Source organism: Pseudacidovorax intermedius, from assembly GCF_001476815.1.
GTDB classification, from domain to species: domain Bacteria; phylum Pseudomonadota; class Gammaproteobacteria; order Burkholderiales; family Burkholderiaceae_C; genus Xenophilus; species Xenophilus intermedius_A.
On record NZ_LDSL01000012.1, the window covers coordinates 1 to 25,799 of the forward strand.

Annotated in this window: 20 protein-coding genes; 11 read left to right on the forward strand and 9 right to left on the reverse strand. The window is 71.7% G+C overall.

All coding sequences use genetic code 11. From position 1 onward, the window contains the following. A partial coding sequence (locus NS331_RS01700; protein WP_058640298.1) for a type VI secretion system ImpA family N-terminal domain-containing protein occupies positions 1-1,052 on the forward strand: 1,052 nt, incomplete at its 5' end. After that, positions 1,049-1,594 (forward strand): hypothetical protein, encoded by a 546-nt coding sequence (locus tag NS331_RS01705; protein WP_058640299.1) that lies wholly within the window; start codon positions 1,049-1,051, stop codon positions 1,592-1,594. The genes NS331_RS01700 and NS331_RS01705, both read left to right, overlap by 4 nt. A 7-nt stretch (positions 1,595-1,601) precedes the next feature. Here the strand turns inward: NS331_RS01705 and NS331_RS01710 are convergent, their stop codons facing one another. From NS331_RS01710 to NS331_RS01720, 3 genes are all read right to left on the reverse strand, one after another. Beyond that, the gene (locus NS331_RS01710; protein WP_058640300.1) at positions 1,602-3,605 is read right to left on the reverse strand and encodes a peptidase U32 family protein; all 2,004 of its coding nucleotides are present in this window, start codon (positions 3,603-3,605) and stop codon (positions 1,602-1,604) included. A 47-nt stretch (positions 3,606-3,652) separates the two neighbouring features. Beyond that, a complete protein-coding gene (locus tag NS331_RS01715; protein ID WP_058640301.1) occupies positions 3,653-3,922 on the reverse strand; it encodes a DUF2164 domain-containing protein in 270 nt (89 codons plus the stop codon). A gap of 64 nt (positions 3,923-3,986) precedes the next feature. Then, positions 3,987-9,977 (reverse strand): alpha-2-macroglobulin family protein, encoded by a 5,991-nt coding sequence (locus tag NS331_RS01720; protein ID WP_058640302.1) that lies wholly within the window; start codon positions 9,975-9,977, stop codon positions 3,987-3,989. Between the two features lie 166 nt (positions 9,978-10,143). Between NS331_RS01720 and opgC the strand changes: the two genes are divergently transcribed. Further along, positions 10,144-11,337 carry an OpgC domain-containing protein gene (gene opgC / locus NS331_RS01725; protein ID WP_058640303.1) on the forward strand — a complete coding sequence of 398 codons (1,194 nt, stop codon included), beginning with the start codon at positions 10,144-10,146 and terminating at the stop codon, positions 11,335-11,337. Positions 11,338-11,381: 44 nt separating this feature from the next. Here the strand turns inward: opgC and NS331_RS01730 are convergent, their stop codons facing one another. The 3 genes from NS331_RS01730 to NS331_RS01740 all read right to left on the reverse strand — a co-directional run bounded on the left by NS331_RS01730 (position 11,382) and on the right by NS331_RS01740 (position 13,979). Further along, the gene (locus NS331_RS01730; RefSeq protein WP_082702190.1) at positions 11,382-12,224 is read right to left on the reverse strand and encodes an SGNH/GDSL hydrolase family protein; all 843 of its coding nucleotides are present in this window, start codon (positions 12,222-12,224) and stop codon (positions 11,382-11,384) included. A gap of 175 nt (positions 12,225-12,399) precedes the next feature. Continuing rightward, positions 12,400-13,386, reverse strand: coding sequence for a Bug family tripartite tricarboxylate transporter substrate binding protein (locus NS331_RS01735; RefSeq protein ID WP_058640304.1), 987 nt, complete (start codon positions 13,384-13,386; stop codon positions 12,400-12,402). Positions 13,387-13,547: 161 nt separating this feature from the next. Continuing rightward, complete coding sequence (locus tag NS331_RS01740; RefSeq protein ID WP_058640305.1) at positions 13,548-13,979, reverse strand: DUF1841 family protein; 432 nt, start codon at positions 13,977-13,979, stop codon at positions 13,548-13,550. Between the two features lie 189 nt (positions 13,980-14,168). On the opposite strand from NS331_RS01740, the gene NS331_RS01745 reads away from it, so the two are divergent. Genes NS331_RS01745 through NS331_RS01755 form a run of 3 tightly spaced genes read left to right on the forward strand, consistent with a single transcriptional unit; the run spans position 14,169 to position 16,367 of the window. Further along, complete coding sequence (locus NS331_RS01745) at positions 14,169-14,879, forward strand: phosphatase PAP2 family protein (protein ID WP_082702191.1); 711 nt, start codon at positions 14,169-14,171, stop codon at positions 14,877-14,879. Between the two features lie 28 nt (positions 14,880-14,907). Continuing rightward, on the forward strand, positions 14,908-15,162 hold the full coding sequence (locus tag NS331_RS01750; protein WP_058640306.1) for an acyl carrier protein: 255 nt from the start codon (positions 14,908-14,910) through the stop codon (positions 15,160-15,162). Further along, positions 15,159-16,367, forward strand: a complete 1,209-nt coding sequence (locus tag NS331_RS01755) for a beta-ketoacyl-[acyl-carrier-protein] synthase family protein (RefSeq protein ID WP_153012704.1) — start codon at positions 15,159-15,161, stop codon at positions 16,365-16,367. The genes NS331_RS01750 and NS331_RS01755 overlap by 4 nt, the downstream gene beginning before the upstream one ends. Before the next feature lie 30 nt (positions 16,368-16,397). On the opposite strand, the gene NS331_RS01760 is transcribed toward NS331_RS01755, so the two are convergent. Both NS331_RS01760 and NS331_RS01765 read right to left on the reverse strand, forming a co-directional pair. After that, positions 16,398-18,875 (reverse strand): putative bifunctional diguanylate cyclase/phosphodiesterase, encoded by a 2,478-nt coding sequence (locus NS331_RS01760; RefSeq protein WP_153012705.1) that lies wholly within the window; start codon positions 18,873-18,875, stop codon positions 16,398-16,400. Between the two features lie 77 nt (positions 18,876-18,952). Further along, on the reverse strand, positions 18,953-19,747 hold the full coding sequence (locus NS331_RS01765; protein WP_058640308.1) for an IclR family transcriptional regulator domain-containing protein: 795 nt from the start codon (positions 19,745-19,747) through the stop codon (positions 18,953-18,955). 173 nt (positions 19,748-19,920) lie between these two features. Here NS331_RS01765 and NS331_RS01770 point away from each other — a divergent pair, with 173 nt between their 5' ends. The 3 genes from NS331_RS01770 to pcaF are packed head-to-tail and all read left to right on the forward strand — an operon-like array spanning position 19,921 to position 22,534. After that, complete coding sequence (locus tag NS331_RS01770) at positions 19,921-20,628, forward strand: 3-oxoacid CoA-transferase subunit A (RefSeq protein ID WP_058640309.1); 708 nt, start codon at positions 19,921-19,923, stop codon at positions 20,626-20,628. Further along, positions 20,628-21,287, forward strand: a complete 660-nt coding sequence (locus NS331_RS01775; RefSeq protein ID WP_058640310.1) for a 3-oxoacid CoA-transferase subunit B — start codon at positions 20,628-20,630, stop codon at positions 21,285-21,287. The genes NS331_RS01770 and NS331_RS01775 overlap by 1 nt, the downstream gene beginning before the upstream one ends. Positions 21,288-21,328: 41 nt before the next feature. After that, positions 21,329-22,534 carry a 3-oxoadipyl-CoA thiolase gene (gene pcaF, locus NS331_RS01780; RefSeq protein WP_058640311.1) on the forward strand — a complete coding sequence of 402 codons (1,206 nt, stop codon included), beginning with the start codon at positions 21,329-21,331 and terminating at the stop codon, positions 22,532-22,534. 255 nt (positions 22,535-22,789) lie between these two features. Here the strand turns inward: pcaF and NS331_RS01785 are convergent, their stop codons facing one another. Then, a complete protein-coding gene (locus NS331_RS01785) occupies positions 22,790-23,398 on the reverse strand; it encodes a hypothetical protein (protein WP_058640312.1) in 609 nt (202 codons plus the stop codon). A gap of 171 nt (positions 23,399-23,569) precedes the next feature. Between NS331_RS01785 and NS331_RS01790 the strand changes: the two genes are divergently transcribed. Together NS331_RS01790 and NS331_RS01795 are read left to right on the forward strand one after the other, a co-directional pair. Beyond that, positions 23,570-24,676, forward strand: coding sequence for a TRAP transporter substrate-binding protein (locus NS331_RS01790; RefSeq protein ID WP_242873618.1), 1,107 nt, complete (start codon positions 23,570-23,572; stop codon positions 24,674-24,676). Then, positions 24,673-25,799, forward strand: a 1,127-nt coding sequence (locus NS331_RS01795; RefSeq protein ID WP_153012706.1) for a PAS-domain containing protein, incomplete at its 3' end; no start/stop codon positions are given. The genes NS331_RS01790 and NS331_RS01795, both read left to right, overlap by 4 nt.

The window sequence follows — 25,799 nt, forward strand, 5'->3', positions numbered from 1 at the left end:
CGCCCGCGCCGCGCCAGCCCATCCACCCCCCCGCCGACTGGCTCCTCCCCATCAGCGACACCGACCCCTGCGGGCCCAACCTGGAGTACGACCCCGAGTACGCCATGCTGTGGACGCGCCTGCAGCCGCGCGGTGAGGCGCAGTACGGCCGCTTCGTCGACGTGCCCGAAGGGCCCAACTGGGCCGAGGTGGAGCGCGACTGCCGGCGCCTGCTGCTGCGCACCAAGGACCTGCACCTGCTCGTCTGCCTGACCCGCGCCCGCACGCGGCTGGGGCAGGCGGGTGGACTGCTGCAGGGGCTGGACATGCTGGTGCAGGCCCTGCGCGCCTGGCCCGACGCCATCCATCCGCAGCCGACGGTCGACGGCGAGTCCGACCCCGCGGTGCGTGCCAATGCGCTCGCGGCGCTGGCAGACCCGGAGGGCCTGATGGGCGACGTGCGCGACATCGCCGTCGACGACGGCGCGGGCGTGCGGCTCAGGGTGCGCGACGTGGAGCGCGCCTTCGCCGTGCCGCGGCCGGAGGACGCGCGCACGCCCGAATCGGTGCGTCGGCAACTGGCCGCGCTGCGCCGGGCGGCCCGCGGCAATCCCGACGCGCCGGTGCACCAGCTGACCGCCGCGGCGCGCCATGCGCAGGGCGTCGCCCAATGGTGCCGCACCGCGCTGGGCGACCATGCGCCGGACCTCGGGCCGCTGCTGCGGCTGCTCGGCCTGTTCGTGCCCGCCGCCGAGGAGCTCGAGGCCCTGGCGCCGCCGGAGCCCCCGGCCCCGGCCGCCGTCGCACCCGCGATGGCCGCAGCCATGCCGCATGGCCCGGTCCCGGTGTGGACCGAGCGGCCCATGCTCACGCGCGAGGACGCGCTCGACGCCATCCGCCAGGCGCGCGAATGGTTCGAGCTGCAGGAGCCCAGCAGCCCCATCCCGACGCTGCTGCGCCAGGCCGAGCGCATGGTGGGCCGCCGCTTCAGCGAGGTGGCCGACTGGGTGCCGCTGGAACTGATGCGCCAGTGGGAAGCCGCCGACGACCAGCCGCAGGGAGGCCGCGCATGAGCATCGACGAATGGCTGGTCATCGCCTCGGCCATGGCGGCCGTGGCGGCAGGCGGCGCCCTCGGCGCGGCCCTGGTGCTCGCCCTCTGCTGGCGCCGGCTGCTGGTCTCGGCGGCCGACGTGGTCGAGGCGCGCCTGGCGCCGCAGCTCGCCGCGCTGCGGCAGGAGCAGCAGCGCATGCCGCAGAGCGTGCAGCAGGCGCTGCAGGTGGAACTGGAGTTCCACCTGCGCGAGCAGGCCGAGCGCTCGGACCGGCAGGCGGCGGAGTTGCGCGAATTCCTGCGCACCGCGCTGGCGGCCTACGGCTGGATCGTGCCGACACCCATCCCACCAACACCCGCGCCTGCGCCGGAAGCGGCATGGCCGCCCACCGCAGGCCCCGGTGTCGCGCCGCCGCTGGATGCGGTGCAGCCGCCCGAGGCACCGGGCCTCGCTCACCTGAGCGACGCGGAGATCGACGCGCTGCCGCCGGACCTGCCCGCGCCGCGCAAGCCGCGCTCGGCGCTGCGCCCGCCCCCGGGCATTCCGACGCAGCGGCTGTGAGCCGCGCCTACGCGCCCGCCACCGGCCGCGTGCGGTAGAACTGCATCGGCACCGCCTCCATCTCCTTGCGGTGCTGCTGCAGCACGGAGCGCTTCATGCGGCCCACCACGTGCATCTCGCAGGGCTTGCAGTCGAAGCGCAGCGTGAGCTTCTCCTTGCCGTTGACCAGGTGCAGCGGCTCGGCCTTGATGGTGCCCTTGACGCCGATCACGCCCTTGGCCTGCTTGGGGCACAGGCTCAGCGAGAAGCGCACGCAGTGCTTGGTGATCATCAGGCTCACCTCGCCTTCCTCTTCCTGGCTCTCGTAGGCGGCGTCGATCACCTTCACGCCGTGGCGGGCGTAGAAGTCGTGGGCCTTCTGGTTGAAGACGTTGGCCAGGTAGCTCAGCGAATCCTCGGGGTAGGGCACGGGCGGCTCCACCGGCTGCGCGCGCGGCAGGCGCTGGAAGCCCGCGGCGCGCGCCCCCTCCAGCGCCGCCACCGCCTCGCGCCGCAGCGCATTGAGCTGCGAGGCCGGCACGAACCACGGCTTCGACAGCGCCAGTTGCAGGTCGATGAGGTCGAACACGGTGTTGCCGAAGCGGCCCAGCTGCTCGCGCAGGCTGGCCTCGGCCTTGGCGGCATCGCTGGCAGGCTCGTGCGGCATGGCGATGTCGGCGGCGCCGACGAAGCCGTCCTCGTCGGTCAGCGTCAGCGCAAAGCCCTTCGGCGTCTCGGCCAGGTGCGCCCACAGGCCGATGCGGCGCTCGCTCGACTTCTTCTCGAGCATGCGCACCCAGTCCATGTCGCGGTTGCGGTTGAGCTCGGTGCCGCGGCGCAGGTCCTTGAAGCCTTCCATCGGGTCCTTGGGAAACACGCGCCACTTGCCCGCGCCCGGCTTGCCCACCGCCTCGGCGCGGTTGATGGCCACGCCCACCAGCTCGCGCTGCAGGTCGTAGTAGCACAGGCCGTCGCCGTTGTGCAGCACGGCGGCGTGGTCGGCGGTCTCCAGCTCGAACCAGTTGGGGCCGGTCTGCGTCACCCAGCCGATGGCGCGACCGGGGTTCTTGGGCGTGTCGAAGGCGCCGATGTCCTGCTGGCGGCCGTTGACGAAATAGTCGGTGAACTCGCGGTTGAAGTTCTGCTCGGGGTCGGGCGTGAAGAAGAAGCGGGTGCTGCCGCTCGACGCACGGGCCAGCGGCGCGGCGCCGCCTTCGCGCTCTTCGATGATCTCGTCCAGCAGGCGGCGGTAGTGGGCCGTGATGTTCTTGACATAGGCCATGTCCTTGTAGCGGCCTTCGATCTTGAAGCTGCGCACGCCGGCGTCGATCAGCACGCGCAGGTTGTCGGACTGGTTGTTGTCCTTCATCGACAGCACGTGCTTGTCGTGCGCCACGAAGCGGCCGGCGTCGTCCAGCACCTGGTAGGGCAGGCGGCAGGCCTGCGAGCAGTCGCCGCGGTTGGCGCTGCGGCCGGTGTGGGCATGGCTGATGAAGCACTGGCCGCTGTAGGCCACGCACAGCGCGCCGTGGATGAAGAACTCGATGGTGCAGCGGCCGGGGTCGGTGGCGGCGCGCACGGCCGCAATCTGCTGCACCGTCAGCTCCCGCGCCAGCACGATCTGCGACAGGCCGGCGTCCTGCAGGAAGCGCGCCTTCTCGGGCGTGCGGATGTCGGTCTGCGTGCTGGCGTGCAGCTGGATGGGCGGGAGTTGAAGCTCCAGCAGGCCCATGTCCTGGATGATGAGTGCATCGGCCCCGGCCTCGTACACCTGCCAGGCCATGCGGCGCGCGGCTTCGAGCTCGTCGTCGCGCAGGATGGTGTTGAGCGTGATGAAGATGCGGCTGCCGAAGCGGTGCGCATGGCGGATCAGCCGCTCCAGCCCCTGCATGTCGTTGCCCGCGCCGGCCCGTGCGCCGAAGGCCGGGCCGCCGATGTAGACGGCATCGGCGCCGTGGTTGATGGCCTCGATGCCGATGTCGGCGTCGCGGGCAGGGGAGAGCAGTTCGAGCTGGTGGGGCAGGAGCGACATGGTGGGCGCGGATTATCCCAGCGCGCCCCTTTTCCCTTGTTTTTCGCCTACTTGCGCCTGGGCTTGCCCTGCTTCTGCCAGTAGGTGAACGGGTCCTCGTGCACCTCCAGGTCGATCTCGGCGACGCGCCGGCCAAGGCGCTCCTGCACTTCGGCCACCGCCTGGTTGTAGACCAGCGGGCCGATCTCCTCCAGGAAGAAGTTGAGCAGGGCGCCGGCGGCGATGTTGCCGATGCGCTCTTCCATGTTCTCGGCGAAATAGCGCTCGATGGAGGCCACGGCCTCCTGGCGCTGGTCGCGTTCCAGCTCGATGGTCATGAAAAGGTCCTCCGCACTCGCCTGATGTCGTGCCGGACGTGCTGCGCAGGGGCGGGATGGGCGCTCACGGCTTCGCCTCCACCTTCACCCGCGCATTCGGCAGCATGCCGTACATCTCCGGCGCGTACATCGCCTCGACCCGGCTGGGCGGCAGCGCGAAGTCGCCCGCGTTGTTCAGGCGCACGGTGTACTCCATCTTCACCACGCCCTTGGGCAAGTACTCGTAGTAGCTGCGGAAGGCCTCGAAGCTGCGCTCCTCGAAGGCCGGCGCGGCGCGGCCCGAGGCCGACTTCTCGCCCTGCGTCGCGATCTGCGAATCGCGGCCCAGCCCGCTGCCCAGGATGGTGGCGCCGCCCGGGATCGGGTCGCTGATCACCACCCAGGTCATGTCGGTGCTGGCGTTCACCTCCAGCGCCACGCGCAGCACGTCGCCCCGGCTGTAGCGGCCGGCGGTGGCCTGCTCGACCGGCGTGATGGTCTTCTTGATGCTGTAGCCCGCGGCCACCGGCGCCTTCAGCGGCACGGCGGCCATCGACTGCACCGTGAGCCACGGCCGGCCGCTGCCCTGCTGGGTGACCAGCAGCGTGCCGCGGCCCTCGCCGGCCGGCCAGGGCAGGCTCATGGTGTTGTTGCGCAGCATGCCGGCGGCGGCCGGAGCGCCGATGGCGCTGGCCTGGTGCGGCGCGCCGGTGGGGTCGCTGGCCTTCACGCGCTCGACGCGAGCCCAGTCCACCTGTGCCTTGGCGTCGCCTAGCGTGGCGCCGGTGACGCCGGTCACGGGCGCGCTCTCGAAGGCGCGGCTGAACTTCTCCAGCGCCAGGCCGCCCCACAGGTTGGCCGTGGTCGTGGCCCAGGCGCCGCGCTGCTGCCGGCCGATGAAGCCGGCCGCGATGCGGCCCAGGTCGTCCTTCCAGGCCGGGTCGTCCATCACGGTGAGCAGCAGGCGCGCGGTGTTGACGTCGCCGCCCGCCATCAGCCACCACCAGTAGTCGTCCTGCTCGGTGCTGAAGATCAGCTTGGTGCCCTGGTAGGAGAGGCGCGCGCGCAGCACCTGGTCGGCCTCGCGCAGGCGCTGCTCGCGCTGGGGCACGTCCTTCACGCGGCGCAGCACGTTGATCCAGTCGATCACGCCGCTGGTGGGCCACTGGTTGGGCGCGATGGTCAGGCTGCCCGTCATGGCGCCGGTGGCGCGGCCGTAGCGCGACAGCGCCTCCAGCGCGGCCAGCTTGCGCACGTCCAGGTCCTTGCGCGGGCTCCAGAAGTCGCGCTGGATGCGGCCTTCGACGAAGGCGATCAGGCCGTTCTCCATTGGCGTGCGTACCGCGTCGGGCAGGGCGAAGGCGGGGTCGATGCCCGCCGCTTCGTTGGTCGCGGCCAGCAGGTAGCTGGTCAGGATGTCGCTGCCGCGGTTGGCGTCGCCGCCCTGCGGCGGGAAGTAGCTGGCCAGGCCGTCACCGTCGAGGTAGCCGGGAATCTGCGCCGCCACCGACTGCCACAGCTTGCCGTCGCGCAGGCCGATGGACTTGCTGGTCTTCTGCTCCAGGCAGGCGAAGGGATAGCGGGCGAACCAGTCGCGCACGCCCGGCAGGCCCTCGGCCAGGCGCGGCTGCAGCGCCAGCTGGATGCCGCCGCGGCCGGGCAGGGCGCCGGGCGGCGCCTGCACGTCGAGCGTGAACATCCCATCGACCTGCGCCAGCGTGGCCTGCTGCACCGTCACCGGCACGGCGGGCAGGATGCGCTGGCTGGCCTTGAGCGCGTCGCGGGCGTTGCCCGACACGTCCCTGGCCTCGATCTCCCACAGGATGGCCTCGGCCCGTGTCTGGCCGAGCTGCGCGGGCGCGGTCACGTCCCAGGCCAGCTCGCGCGACTCGCCGGCCGGGATGTCCACCGTGCGCGGTTCCAGCGTCAGCAGCGTGGCGCGCGGCTGCACTTCGACCTTCATCGGTTTGGCCGTGGTGTTGCGCAGCGTGAACTGGGCGCGGTACTGGTCCTCCTCGCGCACCAGGGGCGGCAGGCCGCTGATGATCTGCAGGTCCTGCGTGCTCTGGATGGTGGCCTCGCCGGTGCCGAACAGATTCGTGCCCGAGTCGGCCACGGCGACGATGCGGAAGGTGGTGAGCGCATCGTTGAGCGGCACCGTCACCGTGGCCTGGCCGTTGGCGTTGAGCACCACGCGCGGGTTCCACAGCAGCAGCGTGTCCAGCAGTTCGCGCGTGGCGGCCTTGCCGCCGCCGCCGCCCGCGGGCACGGCCTTCTTGCCGTAGTGCCGGCGGCCGACGATCTCCATCTGCGCGGTCGAGGTCGACACGCCCCAGCTGCGTCGCTGCAGCATGGCTTCCAGCAGCTTCCAGCTGTCGTTGGGCATCAGCTCCAGCAGCGCCTGGTCGACCGCGGCCAGTGCCACCTCGGCGCCCGCCGCCGGCTTGCCGCCCGGCAGGCGGGCGGTGATGGTGACCTGCGCCTTGCCGCGCACGGTGTACTTGGGCTGGTCGGTGGCCACCTTCACGTCCAGGCGGTGCGCCTCGGTGCCGACGCGGATCTCGGCCACGCCCAGGCGGTAGGCCGGCTTGGACAGGTCCACCATCGCCGTCGGCGCCACGTACTCGCGGCCCTCGACCCAGAAGGCCGTCCACCATTCGCGCGGCGCCTTCCAGCCCCAGCTGAAGAAGGAATACCACGGCACCTCGCGCAGCCGGCCGCGCAGGGCCAGCACGCTGACGTACACGTTGGGGCCCCACTCTGGCTTGATCGTCAGGCTCACGGTGGGGTCCTGCCCGTTGAGCTGCACCACCTGGGTGTCGAGCACGCCCTCGCGCTCCACCGACACCAGCGCGGTGGCAAAGCGGAAGGGGCTGCGCACCTGGAACTTGGCGACCTCGCCGGGCTGGTAGTTCTTCTTCTCGGGCAGCACGTCGATGCGGTCGTTGTCCTCGCCGCCGAACCACAGTTCGCCCTGCTTGGTCACCCACACCGAGCCGGCGGCGCGGCTCGCGCGGCCTTCGCCGTCGGTGGCGGTGGCGACCAGCTCGACCTCGCCGGCCTCCTTGATCTGCGTCTCGCACAGCAGCAGGCCGCGGCTGTCGCTCTGGCCGCTGCAGACGGTGCCCAGCGGCTTGACCTCGGTCTTGTTGTCGTAGGTGTAGAAGCCGCCCACCATGCGCTTGCGGCTGGTGGTGGTGATGCGGGCCACGGCCTCGACCTTGATCTTGGCATTGGGCTGCGGCTTGCCCGCCAGGTCCAGCGCCAGGGCCTGGAAGCGCAACTGCCGGTCGGTGGAGACCCAGCCTTCGGTCTTGATGCCGGCGACCACCGCCGCCGGCCACAGCGTGCGCGTGCTGCGCAGCGTCTGCACCTCGCCGTTGGGGTCGGCATAGCTGGCTTCGAGCAGCAGCTCGCGCGGGCCGGTGTCGGCCGTGGCGGGCAGCTTGTCGACGGTGACGCGGCCGGCGCCGCTGCGGTCCAGCGTCAGCGGCAGCTTGTCGGCCACGACGCGGGTGTCCTGTGTGGACTCGGGCTGCTCCTCGTCGCTGCTGGACGAGCGCTCTTCCGCCTTGCGCGGCGGCGAAAAGCTGAAGCCGTCGAAGTCCGGGTAGTTCGGCACCATGCCGCGCACCATGGCCGACACGCGCACCCGCAGGTTGGTGGCCGGCCCGCCGGAAACGTAGTTGACCTGCACCGCCACCGGCAGGCTGGTGACCGCGACCAGCGGCTTGTTGTCGGCGGGCGCCACGCGGCCTTCGAGCACCGGCAGGCGGAATTCCTCGACGCGGAACTGGCCGGTCGAATAGCTGGCCGAGCTGCTGCTGCCGCCTTCGTCCTCGTCGCGCTTGGCACCGGGCGGGCCGCCGCGCAGCTCGATCTGGTAGACGCCCAGCTTGGCCGCAGGCGGCACCTGGAAGCTGTTCTCCGCGCTCAGGCCGCCGGTGCCGGTGGCGCGCCAGTTGACGGGCTGCGTGAACTCCTGCCCGCTGCCCACGTGCGTGATGACCAGCTGCGCGGGCCGGTCCTTCGGCAGGCCGAAGCCCTGGGCCGTCTGCGTGCGGATCAGGTGCTTCATCGACACCGTCTCGCCGGCGCGCAGCAGCGCCCGGTCCAGGATGGTGTGGGCCACCACGTCGGGTCGCGGGTCCAGGCTGGTGGGCACGTTGAAGCGCCAGGGCTCGATGCCGCGCTGCCAATTGCTCCAGACGAAGGCCAGGTCTTCCACGCCCTTGTCGTCCTTGGCGCGGGCGCTGACGAACCAGGCGGCCTCGCTGTAGTAGTCGTCGGCGTCCGAGCAACTCGTCGGCTCGGCCGGCACGTTGGCCAGGCGCGCCAGGCCGTTGGCATCGGTGCGGTCGCTGGCCACTTCCTTGCCGCGGCAGTCCGACACGCGCACCTGCGCGTTGGCCACCGGCTTGCCCTTGTCCAGCGTCGTGACCCAGGCCAGGCTGTTCTCGCGGCCCAGCTTGAAATGCACGGCCAGGTTGGTGGCGAGCGCCGTGGTGCGCACGTACATCGTGCGGTTGGCGCCGTATTCCTCGTTCAGCAGCGCCTCGCCCAGCTTGCGCGAGGCGATCTCCAGGACGTGGAAGCCGGGCGTGAGCGGAATGCCGACCACCTCGAAGGGCCGGTCGTCGCTGGCATCGGACTTGGGCATGTCCAGCTGGCGGGCGCCGGTCTGGTTGGCCAGCAGCGAGACGGCGCGCGTCTCGACGCGCTTGGCGTTGTCGCGGTCCACCACCGGCGGCAGCGGGGCCCGGCTGTCCTTGCGCGCCTGGTCGCGCGCCACGGTGGTCTGGTCGTAGCGCTGCACCTTGCGGTACCAGGCGATGATCTCGGCGTCGGTCTGCGGATTGAGGTCGCTCACCTTGCCGGGCGTCAGCGCCTCCACGCGCAGGGCGGGCTCCACGCGGCGCACGGTCACCGGCATCAGCGCCACGCCGTTCGGCTCGGCCAGGCGCTCGACCACGCCGAAGGGCGAGGCGGCGAACTTGGCCAGCGGCGGCATGGCGCCGGTGGCGGTCTTCATCGGAAAGCCGTCCTCCTGGCCCAGCGTGCGGCCGGAGGCGTCCTGGAAGCCGCGCGGCAGGGAGACGGTGAATTCGGTCCGCTCGGGGAAGGGCGCGGGCAGGGTCACCGAATCGACCACCGCATCGTCGCCGCCGCCGTTGTCCTCCAGCACCGGCTTGATGGTCTTGCCGCCGCCCTTCGCCTCGATCTGGCCGGCCAGCTTGCGGGTGACCGGCGCGTTGAAGCTCAGCGTCATCGGCCGCAGCGGCAGGCAGGCGGCCTGCGCGTTCTCGCGTTCGCAGCTGAAGCTAACGGCGAAGGGCTCGCGCACTTCGAAGGAGAAGCGCTTTTCCACCGAGTTGGCGACGCCCGAGGGCGTGGCCACGCCCTTGCCGTAGACCAGCTGTACCCGGCTTCCGGGCGTGAGCGTGCGGTTGCACAGCAGTGCGACGAAGCGCTCGGGTTCCTTCTTCGCCAGGCTCTCGACGCCGCGGGCCTTGAGCAGCGCCGCGCGCTGGTCGCCGTCGACCAGCTTGACCGGGATGCGCTCCCCGATGTCGTCGGCCGCGCACCACACGTTGGCCTGCAGGCTCTGCGGCGTCGCCGGTCCGGTCAGCTGCAGCAGGAAGAGCTGTTCCTCGTCGATCTTGCCGTAGCTCGGCCAGTGCCGGCGCACGGCCGGGCCGCCGGTGTTGAAGCTGTAGCTCTGCGGGCCGGCCAGCGCATCGCCGGCGGGCGACTTGAAGTTGGCGACGCGCGTGGCGGTGCAGCGCACGCCGGCGGGCAGGTCGTCCTCGAAGGTCCAGACCCAGCGGCGGTCGCTGGTCCAGCGGCCGCTGCCGCGGGCGGCTTGCGCGTTGTCGCAGCCGACGGTGAGCGGCGCGGGCGCCTGGGCGTCGCCGAAGCGCACCGCCGGCTGGTCGAAGCTGGCCACCACCTGTCGCACCTGCGCCACTTCGCCCTGGGGCGACAGGTTGGCGATCTGCAGGGCCTGGGCGCCCAGGGCCGTCAGCCCGGCCGCCAGCAGGGCGGCCACGGACGGAAGGTGTCGTGCAAGTGTCATCTCTGTTCTCTCTGACTCCGAAAGCACCTGGCAGGTTAGCGGATGTGCGTGGCGAAGCCGCCGCAGAATCGGCCGCCTCCTACAATCGCGCCCTCGTTCGCAGGCCGTGCGTGTGGGTGGCAGTCAGCCGTTCTGCTTCAGGCCCGCCTGCCTGCCGCCATCCTTCATGAAACGCCACTGGGAAATCGACGCCTTGCGCGGGCTGATGCTCGTGCTGATGACCGTCACCCACCTGCCCACCCATTTCACCGACCCGCTGGGCCAGCCCTTCGGCTGGGTGTCGGCGGCCGAGGGCTTCGTGCTGCTGTCGGCCTTCATGGCCGGGCTGGTCTACAGCCGCTACGCCCGGCGCGACGGCGTGGAATCCATGCGCAGCGCCTTCTGGCGGCGCGTGCTCAAGATCTACCTGGCGCATGCGGCGCTGCTGCTCTTTCTGTTCACCGTCATCACGGCGCTGGGCATCCGGCGCATGCAGCCGGCGGTGACCAATCTCGTCTCCTGGTACCTGGCGCAGCCGGGCGAAGGTTTCGTGTTCGGTCTGCTGCTCATCTACGAGCCGGCGCTGCTGGACATCCTGCCGATGTACATCTTCTTCATGCTGCTCAGCCCCTGGGTGCTGGCCTTCGCGCTGCGCCACCAGCGCTGGGGCTGGCCGGCGGTGATGGTGGCGAGCGCCGCGCTGTGGGCGGCGGCGCAGCACGGGCTGAGCGAATGGGTCTACGGCTGGGCCTTCGCCCTGACCGGGCTGCCGGTGCCTTTCAACGAAATGGGCGCCTTCAATGCCTATGCCTGGCAGTTCCTGTGGTTCGGCGGCCTGTGGCTGGGCTTCACGCGCAGCGCGCCGCAGGCGCGGCCCCTGCGGCTGCACTGGGCGGTGGTGGCGCCGGCGGTCGCGGTCGCACTGGTCGGGCTGTACTGGCGCCACTTCGGCGAGCACGGACAGGCGCCCTTCGGCGCCGACATCGCGCGCAACCTGTGGGTGGACAAGTGGCAGCTGGGCCCGCTGCGGCTGCTCAACCTGATGGCCCTGGGCATCGTGGCCATCCGCTTCGGCCCGACCTGGGCCCGCTGGCTGCCTCGCGTGCGCTGGCTGGAGACGCTGGGCCGGGCCTCGCTGCCGGCCTTCTGCGCGCACCTGGTGGCTGTGCTGACGGTGCTGGCCATCTTCGGCGACAGCCAGACCTCGCGCCCCTGGTGGGCCGACACGCTGCTGCTGGCGGTGGTGCTGGCGTGGATGTGGGCGGTCGCCCGCTACACGCAGAACGCGGATGCCGCGCCGCCGGAAGAGACGGTGCAGCCGCCGGAGCCGCCTGCGGCCCTGGAGGCCGCCACACCGACGGGTTCCGCGGGCCTGACCTGAGCGCCGCCGAGCCGGTCGGCGCGGCGCAGGCCCTTCACACGCTCTCAGTGCGGCCGGCTGGCCGTGCTGACGGTGCCCGTGGCGGGCACTGCCGGAAGCGGCTGCGCCGGGGCCGGCGCCGTTGCCGCCTGCGCACCCGGCGCCGGCTGCACATGGCTGGCAATCACCGAATGCCAGACGCGGTAGCCGGCCTCGGTCATGTGCAGCCGGTCGGGCAGGAAGAGCTCGGCGCGCGGCTGGCCGTCGGCGCCCAGCATGGGCGTGTAGATGTCGATGAAGTCCGACTTGGCCTGGGTGCGCAGGTAGGCCGCGATGATGTCGTTGGTCTCGCGGATCTTGGGCAGCAGGTGGGCCCGTGAGGGGCTGGGCTTGATCGAGATGTAGCTGATGCGCGTGTCCGGCAGCTCGCTCTGCACCGTGTTGACGAAGAGGGCGAAGTCTTCGAGCACCTGGAAGGGCGTGCGGCCCTCGGCCAGGTCGTTGTCGCCGGCATACACCAGCACGTGGCTGGGCTTGTAGCGCACCACCAGGTCGCGCACGAAAAGGCTGCAGTCGGCCATGGTGGAGCCGCCGAAGCCGCGGTTGATGACCACCGGCCAGTTGCGGAAGTCCTGCGCCAGGTTGGTCCACATGCGCACCGTGGAGCTGCCGACGAAGAGCACGCCGCCCTGGGCGGGCAGGGCGGCCTTGTCCGCCTTCTCGAAGGCCTCCAGCGACGACTTCCAGCGCGCCTGCGCCGCCAGGTAGGCGGGCGAGGGCGCGGGGACGGCGAGCGCCACCGGCGACTGCGCCAGCGCGGCGCCCGCGCCCATCAGCGCGGCCAGGCCGAGGACCACCGGGCGCACGCGCGCACCGAGGCGGGACGAAAGGTGGGGCAGGAGTGTCATCGGCACGAAGGATTCAACCGATCGGCAGCGCAATCGGTTGACGGCTGGCTGGAAAGCGCCGGATGTTAGGCCATGCTGTCGCTAAGGCGCCAGTGGCCGGCCGCAATTCCCGCACATGCCATGCGGGCGGCGGCGGCGCGCGCACCTGCGAGCCGGGGGTCGGCAGGCGCGGGTCTCAGAGCTTCTGGATTCTGGCTTTCGCGATCACCTCGCTCCAGCGCTGGATGTCCGCGGCGAGGAAGTCGCGCGCCTGCTGCGGCGTGCTGCTGCGCGCCGTCAGGTTCAGCTCGCGCAGACGCTGCACCAGCTCGGGCTTCGCCAGGGCGGCCTGCACGACCCTGCTCAGCCGCTCCACCACCGCCGGCGGCGTCTTGGCGGGCGCGGCCAGGCCGTTCCAGGAGCTCAGGTTCATCTGCGCGAAGGCCGGGCCGGTCTCGCGGGCGGCGGGCACGTCGGGCAGCTGGGGCGCGCGGTCCTTGCCCAGCACCGCCAGGGCGCGCAGCGTCTTGCCGGAGATCTGCGTCACCAGCGGGCCGAGGATGTCGACCATGGCGTCGATCTCCCCGCCGCGCACGGCCGTCACCACCGGCGGCGTGCCGTTGAAGGGCACCACCTGGGCGTCGATGCCGGCCGTCAGCTTGAACATCTCGGCCGCCAGGTTCTGCGTGGTGCCGATCTGCGGCGTGCCGATGTTGAGCTTGCCGGGGTTGGCCTTGGCCCAGCTCACCAGCTCGGGCAGGGTCTTGAAGCGGCCGTTCTCGGCCACGGCGATCACCAGGTCGAAGGTGGCCAGCAGCGAGATGGGCGCGAAGTCCTTCAGCGTGTCGAAGGGCAGGGTCTTGAACAGCGCGGCGCTCACGGCGGAGCCGCTGGAGATCAGCAGCAGCGTGTGGCCGTCGGGCTCGGCGCGGGCCACCGTCTCGCCGGCCACGATGCCGCCGGCGCTGGGCTTGTTGTCGATCACCACGGCCTGGCCCAGCGGCCCGGCGATGGCCTGGCCCACGGCGCGTGCCGTCAGGTCGGCACCGCCGCCCGCGGCATTCGGGACCACGATGCGGATCGGCCGCGAGGGAAAGCCGGCCTGCGCACCGGCCAGGCCGGGCAGCAGCGTGCTCGCGGCGAGGGCGGCGGAGGTGGTGAGGAAATGGCGTTTGCTATGCATGGGTGTCTCGTTTTAGAAGAGGCGTTTTTTTGATCAGCTGGCCGCGGAGCAGGCCATGCCAGGGCACCCGAGGAACTGGCTTCGCCAGGCCTCGGGGTGCGCCCCCCTCCAAGCCGAAGGCGCCAGAGAGGGGGGAGCCGCGAAGCGGCATGGGGGGAGCTTCACTTCGTCGCTCTGCGCTGGACGCAGTCCACGTAGGCATGGCCATCAGGGGGACGGCCGGCGCGCTGGCTCTCCCACATCATGCGGCCCAGGCATTCCATGGCCTCGTGGTGCGCCTCCAGCAGCGAGCCGCGGCGCGCCGCCAGCAGCTCCACCGCCTGGCGGATGCCGCGCGGCTGGTCGATGGAGCACTGCTCGCTGATCGACAGGTGCATCGACAGGTGCAGGAACGGGTTCTCGCGGCCGTCCTTGCCGTCGTAGACGCGGGCCACGGCGGCGTCGGCATCGGCCAGGTCGGCGTGGTATTCGGGATGCTGCACGATCCACTCGGCGGCGATGATCTCCAGCGCTTCCATCGGCTGGCCGGCGCGGTGCTTGGCATAGACGGCGCAGAAGAAGCGGCGCACGTCTTCCTGGGTGGGATTGAACATCCGGGCGAGGTTAGCACCCGGCCGCGGCCTCGCGCGCCCGTGCTCCCGCGGAACGGGCTTGGCCCGGCCGCCGGTGCGCCCCTCGAGGGGGATGGGACTTCCACACGCAGTGAGGAAGTCCAAACGGGGTGGTGTCGCTTCTTTAGTGCAAGATCGCCCCCTTTCGCTTTTCGCACTTCAGCGGTTTCGATGTCCAACCTGCCCCCCTGGGCCCAAGACCTGGGCACCCGAATGCGCGAACGCGCACTGCTCAAGATCGTCGGCACCACCGCTTGGGTGTGGGTGTTCTTCATCGGCTACTTCCACCTGCTGCGCCACCCGGCCCATCCGGTGACGGTGATGCCGCTGACCTGGCTGGATGCCTGGGTGCCGTTCTCGCCGGTCGCCCTGGTGCCCTACCTGTCCCTGTGGCTCTACGTGGGCATCGCGCCGGGACTGATCCGGGGCTTCATGCCGCTGCTGGTCTACGGCCTGTGGGCGGCGGCGCTGTGCGCGGCGGGGCTGCTGATCTTCTACCTGTGGCCGACGCAGATTCCGCCGCTGCCCCTGAACCGTGCCGACGCGCCGGGCTTCGCGCTGCTGGAGGGCATCGATGCGGCCGGCAATGCCTGCCCGTCGATGCACGTGGCCATCTCGGTCTTCACCGCGGTATGGATCGAGCACCTGCTGCAGCGTGCCGGCGCGCCGGCCCTGCTGCGTGTGCTGAACCTGCTGTGGGTGGTGGCCATCGCCTGGTCCACGCTGGCGACGCGGCAGCACGTCGCGCTCGACGTGCTGGGCGGCGTGCTGCTCGGGGGTGCGTTCGCCGCCGCCGCGCTGCGGTGGCGCTGGCGGGAGGCGGGCGAGGTGTCGTCGGGCCCCCTGCCCGGAGAAGCCCTCCCGGCCCAGCGGCTATCATGAAACTGACAGTGATAACGAAGCGAGAAACATGAGCTCCCTGAAGGAACTGCAGGATCTGATCCAGGAAAAATACGGCATCGACCCTGCGACGCTGGACCCGAACGAGTCCATGCGCGACAAGGGCCTCGATTCGCTGGCGCTGGTGGAATTCCTGTTCGAGATCGAGGACCGCTTCAAGATCTCCATGCCCGATCCCGATCCGAGCATCGAAACCCTGGCCGGCCTGGCGGCGGCCGTGGACAAGGCGCGCGCCGAGGCGGCGACCAAGGCAGCGGCCTCGTGACGCTGGCCCAGGTCGCCGTCACCGGGCTGGGTGTCGTCTCGCCGCACGGCGACGACGCCCGGGCCATGTTCGCGGCGCTGATGCGCGGGGAATCGGCCATCCGGCCGGTGTTCCCCGAGCTGCCCAAGCCGGCCGCGGCGGCCACGGTCGCCTTCGACGAGGCGCGCTGGTTCACCAAGCTGCAGCTGCCCGGCGTGGACCGGGTCAGCCAGCTGGCGGTGGCGGCGGCCGAGATGGCCGTGCGCGACGCGGGCACGCTGGGCGGTGCCGAGCCCGAGCGCGTCGGCGTGTTCGGCGGCTGCGGCATGGGCGGCGCCACCGCGCTGGAGGCCGCCTACCGCGGCAACGGCCGCGTGCCGCCGCTGACCATTCCCGCCTTCATGCCCAACGCGCCGGCGTCGCAGGTGGCGATGCGGCTGAATGCGCGCGGGCCGGTGTTCACCTATTCCGTGGCCTGTGCCTCGTCGGCCGTGGCCATTGCCGAGGCGGCCAAGGCGGTGCAGCGCGGCGAGGTCGACGTGGCCATCGCCGGCGGCAGCGAGGCGCTGATCGTGCCCGGCGTGGTGCTGGCCTGGCAGGCCATGCAGACGCTGGCGCCGGTGGCGGCCGGCGAGGAATCGCGCGCGGTGCGGCCCTTCGCCGCCGACCGCGCCGGCTTCGCCCTGGGCGAAGGCGCGGCCTTCCTGGTGCTGGAGTCGGCCGAGCGTGCCCGCGCGCGCGGCGCCGCGGTGCATGCACTGCTGAGCGGCTGGGGCCACAGCTGCGACGCCACGCACCTGACCAAGCCCGATGCGCCCGGCCAGGCCCGCGCCCTGCGCGCCGCCCTGCGCACCGCCGGCCTGACGCCCGCCGACGTCGGCTACTGCAATGCCCACGGCACCGCCACGCGCATCGGCGACGCGGTGGAGGCCCAGGCCCTGGCCGAGGTGTGGGGCGCGCAGCTGCCCGGGCTGCAGGTCAGTTCGACTAAGGCCCTGCACGGCCACCTGCTGGGCGCCGCGGGCGCGCTGGAGGCGGTGGTGACGGTGCTGGCACTGCAGAACGGCCGGCTGCCGCCCAACGCGCATGCCGACCAGCCCGATCCGGCCTGCGGCCTGAACCTGGTGCCCGCCGGCGGCGCCGAGGCGCCGGCCCTGCGGGCCGCCATCAGCAGCTCCTTCGCCTTCGGCGGCTCCAACGCGGTGCTGCTCTTCGAGCGCCCCTGACGCGGCGCCGGGCCCCGGACGCTCAGGCGCTCAGGCGCTCAGGCGCGCGGCCTCGGGCAGCACCTGCCGCGTCGGCGACGGCACCGCCAGCGCGAACTGCAGCGCGGCCAGGGCCTGCAGCAGTTCCGCATGCGCCGCATACAGCGCGGGGCCGAGGGCCAGCGCCTCCTCGCCGCGGCCGCCCGCGATGGCGCGGCCGACGGCGTCGCTCTGGGTCTGCATGGCGGCATGGCGGGCGCGCAGCCGCGCCAGCGCCTGCAGCCGCGAGGTGGTCGCAGCCGACATGGGCAGGCCCTGCTCGACCTGGGGCGGCAGCGGCGGCGACGGGGGCGCGCCGGCCGCTCGGGCACCATGGCGCAGCACGTGGCGCATCTGCTGCATGTGGCTGCGCGCCTGCACCTCGGCCAGCAGCAGCGGGTAGACGTCCTCGCCCCACTGCAGGGCGGCGCAGTGGCGCCAGGCGGCGGGGGGCTGCCACTGGCCCACCCATGCCGGCAGGTCGGCGGCGGGCATCGGCCGCGCCACGCCGTAGCCCTGCGCCTGGTCGCAGCCCAGCTGCAGCAGCAGGCGGCCATGGGCCTCGCTCTCCACGCCCTCGGCCACCACCTGCCGCTCCAGCGCCAGGGCCAGGCCGATCACGCTGTGGGCGATCACCAGGTTGTCGCTGTCTTCCAGCATGTCGCGCACGAAGCTCTGGTCGAGCTTGATGGTGCGCGCCGGCAGCCGCTTGAGGTAGGTCAGCGAGGAATAGCCGGTGCCGAAGTCGTCGATGGCCACCTCCACGTCCATTGCGCGGCAGCATTCGATGACCGTGGAGGCCTTGACCAGGTCGTCCAGGCTGGTGGTCTCCAGCACCTCCAGGCCGAGCAGGCCGGCGGCGTCGGGATGGCGCGCCAGCGCCATGCCCAGCTTGCGCACGAAGTCGGGCGACTGCAGCTGCACGCTGGCCACGTTCACCGACACCGGCAGGCGCAGCCCCGTCCTGGCCCACGCGCCGGCCTGGGCCAGGGCCTGGTCGATCACCCAGTCGCCGAGCTCGATGGTGAGGGCGTCGTCCTCCAGCAGCGGCAGGAAGGCGGCGGGCGGCAGCAGGCCGCGCTCGGGATGCTGCCAGCGGACCAGCGCCTCGGCGCCCAGCACCCGGCCGCGGCGCATGTCCACCTTGGGCTGGTAATGCAGCACCAGTTCGCCGGCCTGGATGGCGCGGCGCAGGCGCTGGGCATGGTGGCCCACGTCGCGCGCATGGCGGTCGTCGTCGGCGTCGAATACGTGGAAGCGGCCGCCGCCGGACTGCTTGGCGCGGTACATGGCCTGGTCGGCATGGCGCAGCAGTGTTTCCGGCTCGGCGGCGTCGTGCGGGAAGAAGGTCACGCCGATGCTGGCGGTGAGCGTGAGCAGGCTGCCGCCCACGGCGACCGGCCGTGCCGCGGCGTCCACCACCTGGTGCAGCATGGTGCGGCAGCCGGCGGTGTCGGCGCGCTCGACCAGCAGCACGAACTCGTCGCCACCGGTGCGGGCGACGGTGTCCTCGGGCTGCAGGGCCGCCTGCAGGCTGCGCGCCACCTGCACCAGCGCCAGGTCGCCGGCGGCATGGCCGTGGTGGTCGTTGACGGGCTTGAAGCCGTCCAGGTCCATGTAGCAGACGGCCAGCGCGGTGCCGCGGTGCCGGGCGCGGGCCACGGCCTGCTGCAGCCGGTCGGCCAGCAGCACGCGGTTGGGCAGGCCGGTCAGCGCGTCGTAGTAGGCCAGGCGTGCGAGCTGCTTCTCCTGCGCCTTGAGGTGGCGGATGTCGGCGAACACGGCCACGAAGTTGCTGACCTCGCCCTGCGCGTCGCGGATGGCGGAGATGGACAGCAGCTCGGGGTACACCTCGCCCTGCTTGTTGCGGTTCCAGATCTCGCCGTTCCAGTTGCCCGTCTCCAGGATGCGCCGCCACATCGCGTCGTAGAAGGCGCGGTCATGGCGGCCGGACTGCATCATGCTGGGATAGCGGCCGATGACCTCGGCGCGGCTGTAGCCGGTGATGCGGCTGAAGGCCGGGTTGACGTCGACGATGCGGCCCTGCGCGTCGGTCAGGGTGATGCCGTCGTAGGCGTTGTCGAACACGGTGGCGTGCAGCTTCAGGCGCTGCTCGGCCGCCTGCTGCGCGCGCTGGCGCCGCTGCAGCTCGGCATGGCTGCTGGCCAGCTGGTGGCGCGCCCGCCGCCATTGCAGCAGCGCGGCGCCCAGGCAGGCGGCCAGCACGGCGGCCGGCATGTCGACTTCGCCGAGGGGGCGTTCCGGCGCAAGGGCGGCCTCCAGCGCCTGGCCGGCCACGGCCGCGTCGGCCCGCAGGCCGCCGAGCAGCAGGGCCGACAGCGACAGCGCGAGCAGCAGGGCCGCGCGTGGCCAGGGGCGGCCGCGGGCGGGCGATGGGCTGGGGCGCGCCGCCGGCGCGTCGGCCGCCAGAAGGGGCCGCTTGCGGCGGCGTGTTCCGGGCTTCGGTGGGGACGCGGCGAGGATCTGCATGGCGCGCCGATTCTGGGCGGCGCCCACGGCGCTTGTCTTGCGCTGGATCAAATCCGGCGCCACCGGGACAGCGCGCTCTACAACAGGCTGGACACCCGCCGCGCGGCCTCCAGCAGCGGCGGCAGCAGGCTGTCCTGCATCTTGCGGGCACTGGTGCGGTTGGCCTGGCCGCTGACGTTGAGCGCGGCCAGCACGCGGCCGGCGCGGTCGGTCACGGGCGCGGCGATGGAGATGAGGCCCTCCTCCAGCTCCTGGTTGACCAGGCACCAGCCCTGGCGCCGGGCCTGCGCGATGCGCGCGGCGATGGCCTCGGGGTCGGTCAGCGTGTGGCGGGTGAGCGGCGCGATGGGCGAGGCGGCCAGGCGGCGCTGCAGCTCGTCCTCCGGCAGGGCGGCCAGCAGCACCCGGCCCATCGAGGTGCAGTAGGCCGGCAGGCGCGAGCCGATGCCGACGTTGATGCGCATGATCTTGTGCGTCGGCACCCGCATCACGTAGACCACGTCGGTGCCTTCGAGCACGGCGGCCGAGCACGACTCCTTGACCTCGGCCACCAGTGATTCCATCACCGGCTCGGCGCGGTTCCAGATCGGCATGGAGGACAGGTAGGCGAAGCCCAGGTCCAGGATGCGGGCGGTGAGAAAGAAGAAGCGGCCGTCGCTGTCCACATAGCCCAGCGTCTGCAGCGTGAGCAGGATGCGCCGCGCCCCGGCGCGCGTGAGGCCGGTGGCGGCGGCCACCTCGCTCAGCGTCTGGCGCGGCGCACTGGCGCTGAAGGAGCGGATGACCTGCAGCCCGCGGGCGAAGGACTGCACGAAGCCGTCGCCGGGGCGTGGCGCTTCGGGGACATCGGCGGCGGGGGAAGAGGCGGGCATGGTCGATGAAGAGGGCTAGAATTCATTCTAAGAACAAATGTTCGTATATCGAACAAATCGGCGTGCAAGCGCGTGGGCTTCGTGCCGCGCCTCGTCGCGTTCTTCCTGCGCCGACCGTCCGTCACCTGCGTCCGCCCGAGCGAAGGCGAACGTCCCCAGAGAAGGAATCCCGCATGATCGACAAGCTTGCTGCCTCGGTGGCGGAGGCGCTCCACGGCACGCCCGACGGCGCCACGGTGCTGATCGGTGGCTTCGGCACCGCCGGCATTCCCGACGCGCTGATCGACGGCCTGATCGCGCAGGGTGCGCGCGACCTCACGGTGGTCAACAACAACGCCGGCAACGGCGACACCGGGCTGGCCGCGCTGCTCAAGGCGGGCCGGGTGCGCAAGATCATCTGCAGCTTCCCGCGCCAGGCCGACAGCCACGTCTTCGACGGCCTCTACCGCGCCGGCAAGATCGAGCTGGAGCTGGTGCCCCAGGGCAACCTGGCCGAGCGCATCCGCGCCGCCGGTGCCGGCATCGGCGCCTTCTTCTGCCCCACGGGCTACGGCACCGAACTCGCGGCCGGCCGCGAGACGCGCGTCATCGACGGCCGCCCCTATGTGCTGGAGTACCCCATCCACGGCGACCTGGCCCTCGTCAAGGCCGAGCAGGGCGACCGCTGGGGCAACCTGACCTACCGCAAGGCCGCGCGCAACTTCGGCCCCGTGATGGCCATGGCCGCGAAGAAGACCGTGGCCACGGTGCACGAGGTCGTCGAACTCGGCAGGCTGGACCCCGAGGCCATCGTCACGCCCGGCATCTTCGTGAGCCGCATCGTGAAGATCGAACGCGCGGCCACCCAGGCCGGCGGCTTCAAGAAGAAGGAGGTGGCCTGATGGCCGACTACCAACGCCGCACCAAGGACCAGCTGGCCGCCCGCGTGGCGCAGGACATCTTCGACGGCGCCGTCGTCAACCTGGGCATCGGCCAGCCCACGCTGGTGGCCAACCACCTGCCGGCCGGCCGCGAAGTCGTGCTGCACAGCGAGAACGGCATCCTGGGCATGGGCCCGGCGCCGGCCGCGGGCGAGGAGGACTACGACCTCATCAACGCCGGCAAGCAGCCGGTGACGCTGCTGCCGGGCGGCGCCTACTTCCACCATGCCGACAGCTTCGCCATGATGCGCGGCGGCCACATCGACATCTGCGTGCTGGGCGCTTTCCAGGTCAGCGCCACCGGCGACCTGGCCAACTGGAGCACCGGCGAGGCCGGCGCCATCCCGGCCGTCGGCGGCGCCATGGACCTGGCGACCGGCGCCAGGCAGACCTGGGTCATGATGGACCTGCTGACCAAGCAGGGCGCCAGCAAGGTCGTGGCGCAGTGCAGCTATCCGCTCACCGGCCTCGCCTGCGTCAAGCGCATCTACACCGACCTGGCGACGCTGGCCTGCACACCCGAGGGCCTGCGCTGCATCGACCGCGTGCCGGGCCTGTCGCTGCAGGAACTCGAACGGCTGGTGGGCCTGCCCATGGCCGACGACGCGGCTGCCGACTGAACACCCCCTCTTTCCATCCGATTCCCAAGGAGACATTCCGCATGACCACCGACGCCTTCATCTGCGACGCCATCCGCACCCCCTTCGGCCGCTACGGCGGCGCGCTCGCCAGCGTGCGCACCGACGACCTGGGCGCGATCCCCATCAAGGCGCTCATGGAACGCAACGCCAAGGTCGACTGGCAGGCCGTGACCGACGTGCTCTACGGCTGCGCCAACCAGGCCGGCGAGGACAACCGCAACGTCGCCCGCATGGCCGCGCTGCTGGCCGGCCTGCCCATCGAGGTGCCGGGCGCGACCATCAACCGCCTGTGCGGCTCCGGCCTGGACGCCGTGGGCAGCGCGGCCCGCGCCATCAAGGCCGGCGAGGCGCAGCTGATGATCGCCGGCGGCGTGGAGAGCATGAGCCGCGCGCCCTTCGTCATGCCCAAGGCCGAGTCGGCCTTCAGCCGCGCCAACGCGGTCTACGACACCACCATCGGCTGGCGCTTCGTCAACAAGCTGATGAAGGCGCAGTACGGCGTCGATTCCATGCCCGAGACGGCCGAGAACGTGGCCGAGCAGTTCAAGATCGAGCGCGAGGCGCAGGACCGCATGGCGCTGGCCAGCCAGCAGCGCGCGGTGGCGGCGCAGAAGTCCGGCTTCTTCGAGGCCGAGATCGTGCCCGTGACCATCCCGCAGAAGAAGGGCGACGCCATCGTGGTCGCCAGGGACGAGCATCCGCGCGACACCAGCCTGGAGTCGCTCGCCAGGCTCAAGGGCGTGGTCAAGCCCGAGGGCACGGTGACGGCCGGCAACGCCAGTGGCGTGAACGACGGCGCCTGCGCGCTGCTGATCGCCAGCGAGGCGGCTGCTGCGAAGAACGGCCTGACGCCGCGTGCCCGCATCGTCGGCATGGCCACGGCCGGCGTGGCGCCGCGCATCATGGGCATCGGCCCGGCGCCGGCCACGCAGAAGGTGCTGGCGCAGACGGGCCTCTCGCTGGCGCAGATCGACGTCATCGAATTGAACGAAGCCTTCGCCGCCCAGGGCCTGGCCGTGCTGCGCATGCTCGGCCTGTCGGACGACGACGCCCGCGTCAACATCAACGGCGGCGCCATCGCGCTGGGCCATCCGCTGGGCGCCAGCGGTGCGCGCCTGGCGACCACGGCGGTCAACCAGCTGCACCGCGGTGGCGGCCGCTATGCGCTGTGCACCATGTGCATCGGCGTGGGGCAGGGCATCGCGCTGATCCTCGAGAAGGTCTGATATGGTGTGAACGAACCCGCCATGCCCGCTCGTCCTGCCAAAACACGCCCACTCTGCGTTGCAAATGCTCGCCATAGCCCGCGCTATGGCTGTGCTTTGCGCCTTGATTGGCCGCGTTTTGGCAGCCCGCTCGGCCACGCCGGATTCATTCACACCTTCTGAGCGGCGAGCGTTGTCCGAACGTGCCTTGCGGGCATGGCCAAAGAACGCCCAGTTTCCGATTCGTCGCGGGCCTGCCGCGCGGCGGGCGCCGCTTCAGCGGCCGGTCAGCGCCACATAGGCGTCGCGCGTGCGCGGCGACACCGAGGCCAGCACTTGTGTGTACGACGTGCCGTGCCGGGCCAGCAGGCGCGCGCCGGCCACCGTCTTCGAGCGGCAGAACCAGTGGCAGGTGTGCTGCAGGAGCAACAGCTCGGCGCTCATCATGTAGGCCCGCGCCTTGTCGTCCAGGCCGGGCTCGTTGGCCGCCACCGCGGCCACGCCCTCCGCATGGATGGCGAAAGCGCGCCGCACGTCGAACAGCAGCCGGCCCGACAGCAGCGGCTGCGCCCAGGGCAGCCACATCGGCAGCTTGCTGACCTGCGCCAGCGGCGCCTCCAGGCCGGCCACGTCGGCCGCGAAGCGCCGCAACTGCTCGGCCAGCGACTGCTCGGTGGCGCTCAGCGTCTGCCAGATCTGTCGGCGCCGGTCGACGTCGGCCTCGTCGAGCCAGCGCAGGTAGCCGTCGAGCAGGGTCTCCATCTGCGGCTCGATGCGGTAGGGTGCCAGGCGGCTGCCGAGAAGCGCGATGCGCGCGTGCTGGTCGCGCCGACGCAGGAAGTGCAGGCCGATCGCGGCCAGGGCCACCAAGGCCAGAAAGTCCATGAATAGTCCGCAGGGAAAAATGCCGAAAAAGGCAGTGTAGGCAGCCCGGGACTTTCCCGTCTGTCCGTCAATGACAGAAATGAAAACTAAAGCGTTCGAAAGCCGTACCGGGGTGCTCTGCTTGGAAGACACAATTTGCAACATTGCAAATTACTCTTCAAGATGCGGGGCTTGATTGCGCAAATCACTCACTTTCTGTCGGTGCGCGGGGGGCTCCGGGCCCTGCTGCTGTGCTGGGCCGGCGTGTTCGCCTGGCCCGCGGCAGGCGGTGACGCGCCCGTGCCCGGGCCGAAGTCGGCCCCGCTGCAGTTGCGCGTGGTGGGGGGGCTGGCCGGCGTGGCGCAGTACACGGTGCACGAGGCGCCGTTCTGGACCCAGACCCTGCCGCGCCTGACGCAGGGCCGCGTCACCGCCACCATCGCGCCCTTCGACCAGGCCGGCGTGCCCGGCAACAAGATGCTCACCCTGCTGGAGACCGGCGTGGTGCCCTTCGGCACCGTGCTGCTGAGCCAGGTGACGGGCGAGAACCCCGCGCTGGCCCTGCCCGACATGGCGGGCCTGAGCGCCGACGCGGCCACCCTGCGCCGCGTCGTCGAGGCCTTCGAGCCCGAGATGGACAGGCTGCTGCGCGAGCGCTTCAACACCAAGATGCTGGCGGTCTACATCTACCCGGCCCAGGTGATCTTCTGCACCGACACCCTGCGCGGCCTGGACGACCTCAAGGGCCGGCGCGTGCGCGTCTCCAGCGGGTCGCAGGCCGACTTCGTGCGGGCCCTCGGCGGCACGCCGGTGCCCACGGCCTTCTCGGCGCTGATGAGCAACATGGCCTCGGGCAACACCGACTGCGCCATCACCGGCGGCGCCTCCGGCAACACGCTGGGGCTGCACCAGGTCACGCGCTCGCTGTTCACCATGCCCATCAACTGGGGCCTGGCCGTCTTCGGCGCCAATGCGGATGCCTGGGCCGCGCTGCCGGCGGACGTCCGCGATCTTCTGGCGCACGAGCTGGAGCAGCTGGAGCAGCGCATCTGGGCCCAGTCCATCCGCGACACCGACGCCGCCGTCGCCTGCAACACCGGCACCGGCCGTTGCGAGGGCGGCACGCCCGGCAACATGGTGGCCGTGTATCCCAGCGCCCGCGACGACCAGCGCCGGCGGGAGATCCTCACCGCCAGCATCCTGCCGAACTGGATGCAGCGCTGCGGTCCCGACTGCGTGCGGCTGTGGTCGCGCACCATCGCGCCGGTGATCTCGGCGGGCCCCGTCCGCACCCCATGACCGCGCCGACCTCGCCGCCGCGGCAGTTCGCCGCGTCCACATTCGCCCTGGCCGCCGCATTCATCGTGGTGGTCTTCGGCCTGGCGGTGTTCGCGGTGTGGGAGATGCGCAGCCGCGCGATCGAGGATGGCCGCGAGCAGCTGGAGCGCTTCCTCGGCGGCTCCACGGCCGCCATCAACCAGAACCTGCTGGCGGTTGACCTGCTGCTGGCCGACCTCGGCACCATGCTGCGTCCCACCGGCGGCGAGGACATCGCCGCCGCCGGCCGGCGCGCGGCGTCCAACATGCAGTCGCTGGCGCGCCACAGCCTGCTGGTGGAACGGCTGCAGGTGCTGCGCACCGATGGCCACGCCATCGTGCCCTTCGAGGCCGAGGCCGTGCGGCTGCCGGAGCGCTTCGTGCAGCAGCTCATGAGCCAGCCGGTGCCCGAACTGATGGTCACCGCGCCCACGCTCAGCCCCCGCACGTCGCAGCAGGTGATGTACTTCGTGCGCGTGGTGCGCCTGCCCGATGCCACGCAGGGCCTGGCGGTGGCCGAGGTGCAGGTGGCCTCGGTGGCGCGCCTGCTGGCCCACGGGGCGGGCACCGACGGCATGGAGGTCACGCTCGAAAGCCGCACCCAGGGCCTGCTCGCCAGCGTGCCGCCACGGGCCGAGATCGCGCCCGAGGCCGGCAGCCTGGCCGCGCTGGCGGCCACCGTGGACGGGCGCGGCATCGCCGAGCGCAGCCGGGGCCGGCTGCTGGGCCAGGATGCCATCGTGGCCCTGCGCCCCACGCTCAACCCGGACGTGGTGCTCACCGCCGGGCTGCCGATGGCGCAGGTGCTGGAGAATTTCGCCACCGAGCGCAACCTCATCGTCGGCGTGGCGGCGCTGCTAATGCTGATGGTGGCGGGCGTTTCCATCTATGCCCTGAGCCAGCTGCGCGAGCAGTGGCTGCGCCGGCGCGAGGCCCTGCATGCCAAGAGCACGCTGGACCAGGCGCTCGAATCCATGTCCGACGGCTTCGTGCTGCTGGACGCCGACGGCCGCGTGGCGGCCTGGAACCGGCGCTTCGCCGAGCTGTTCCCGCAGGCGCGCGCCGCGCTGGAGGCGCACATGCCCATGACGGCGCTGGAGAACGT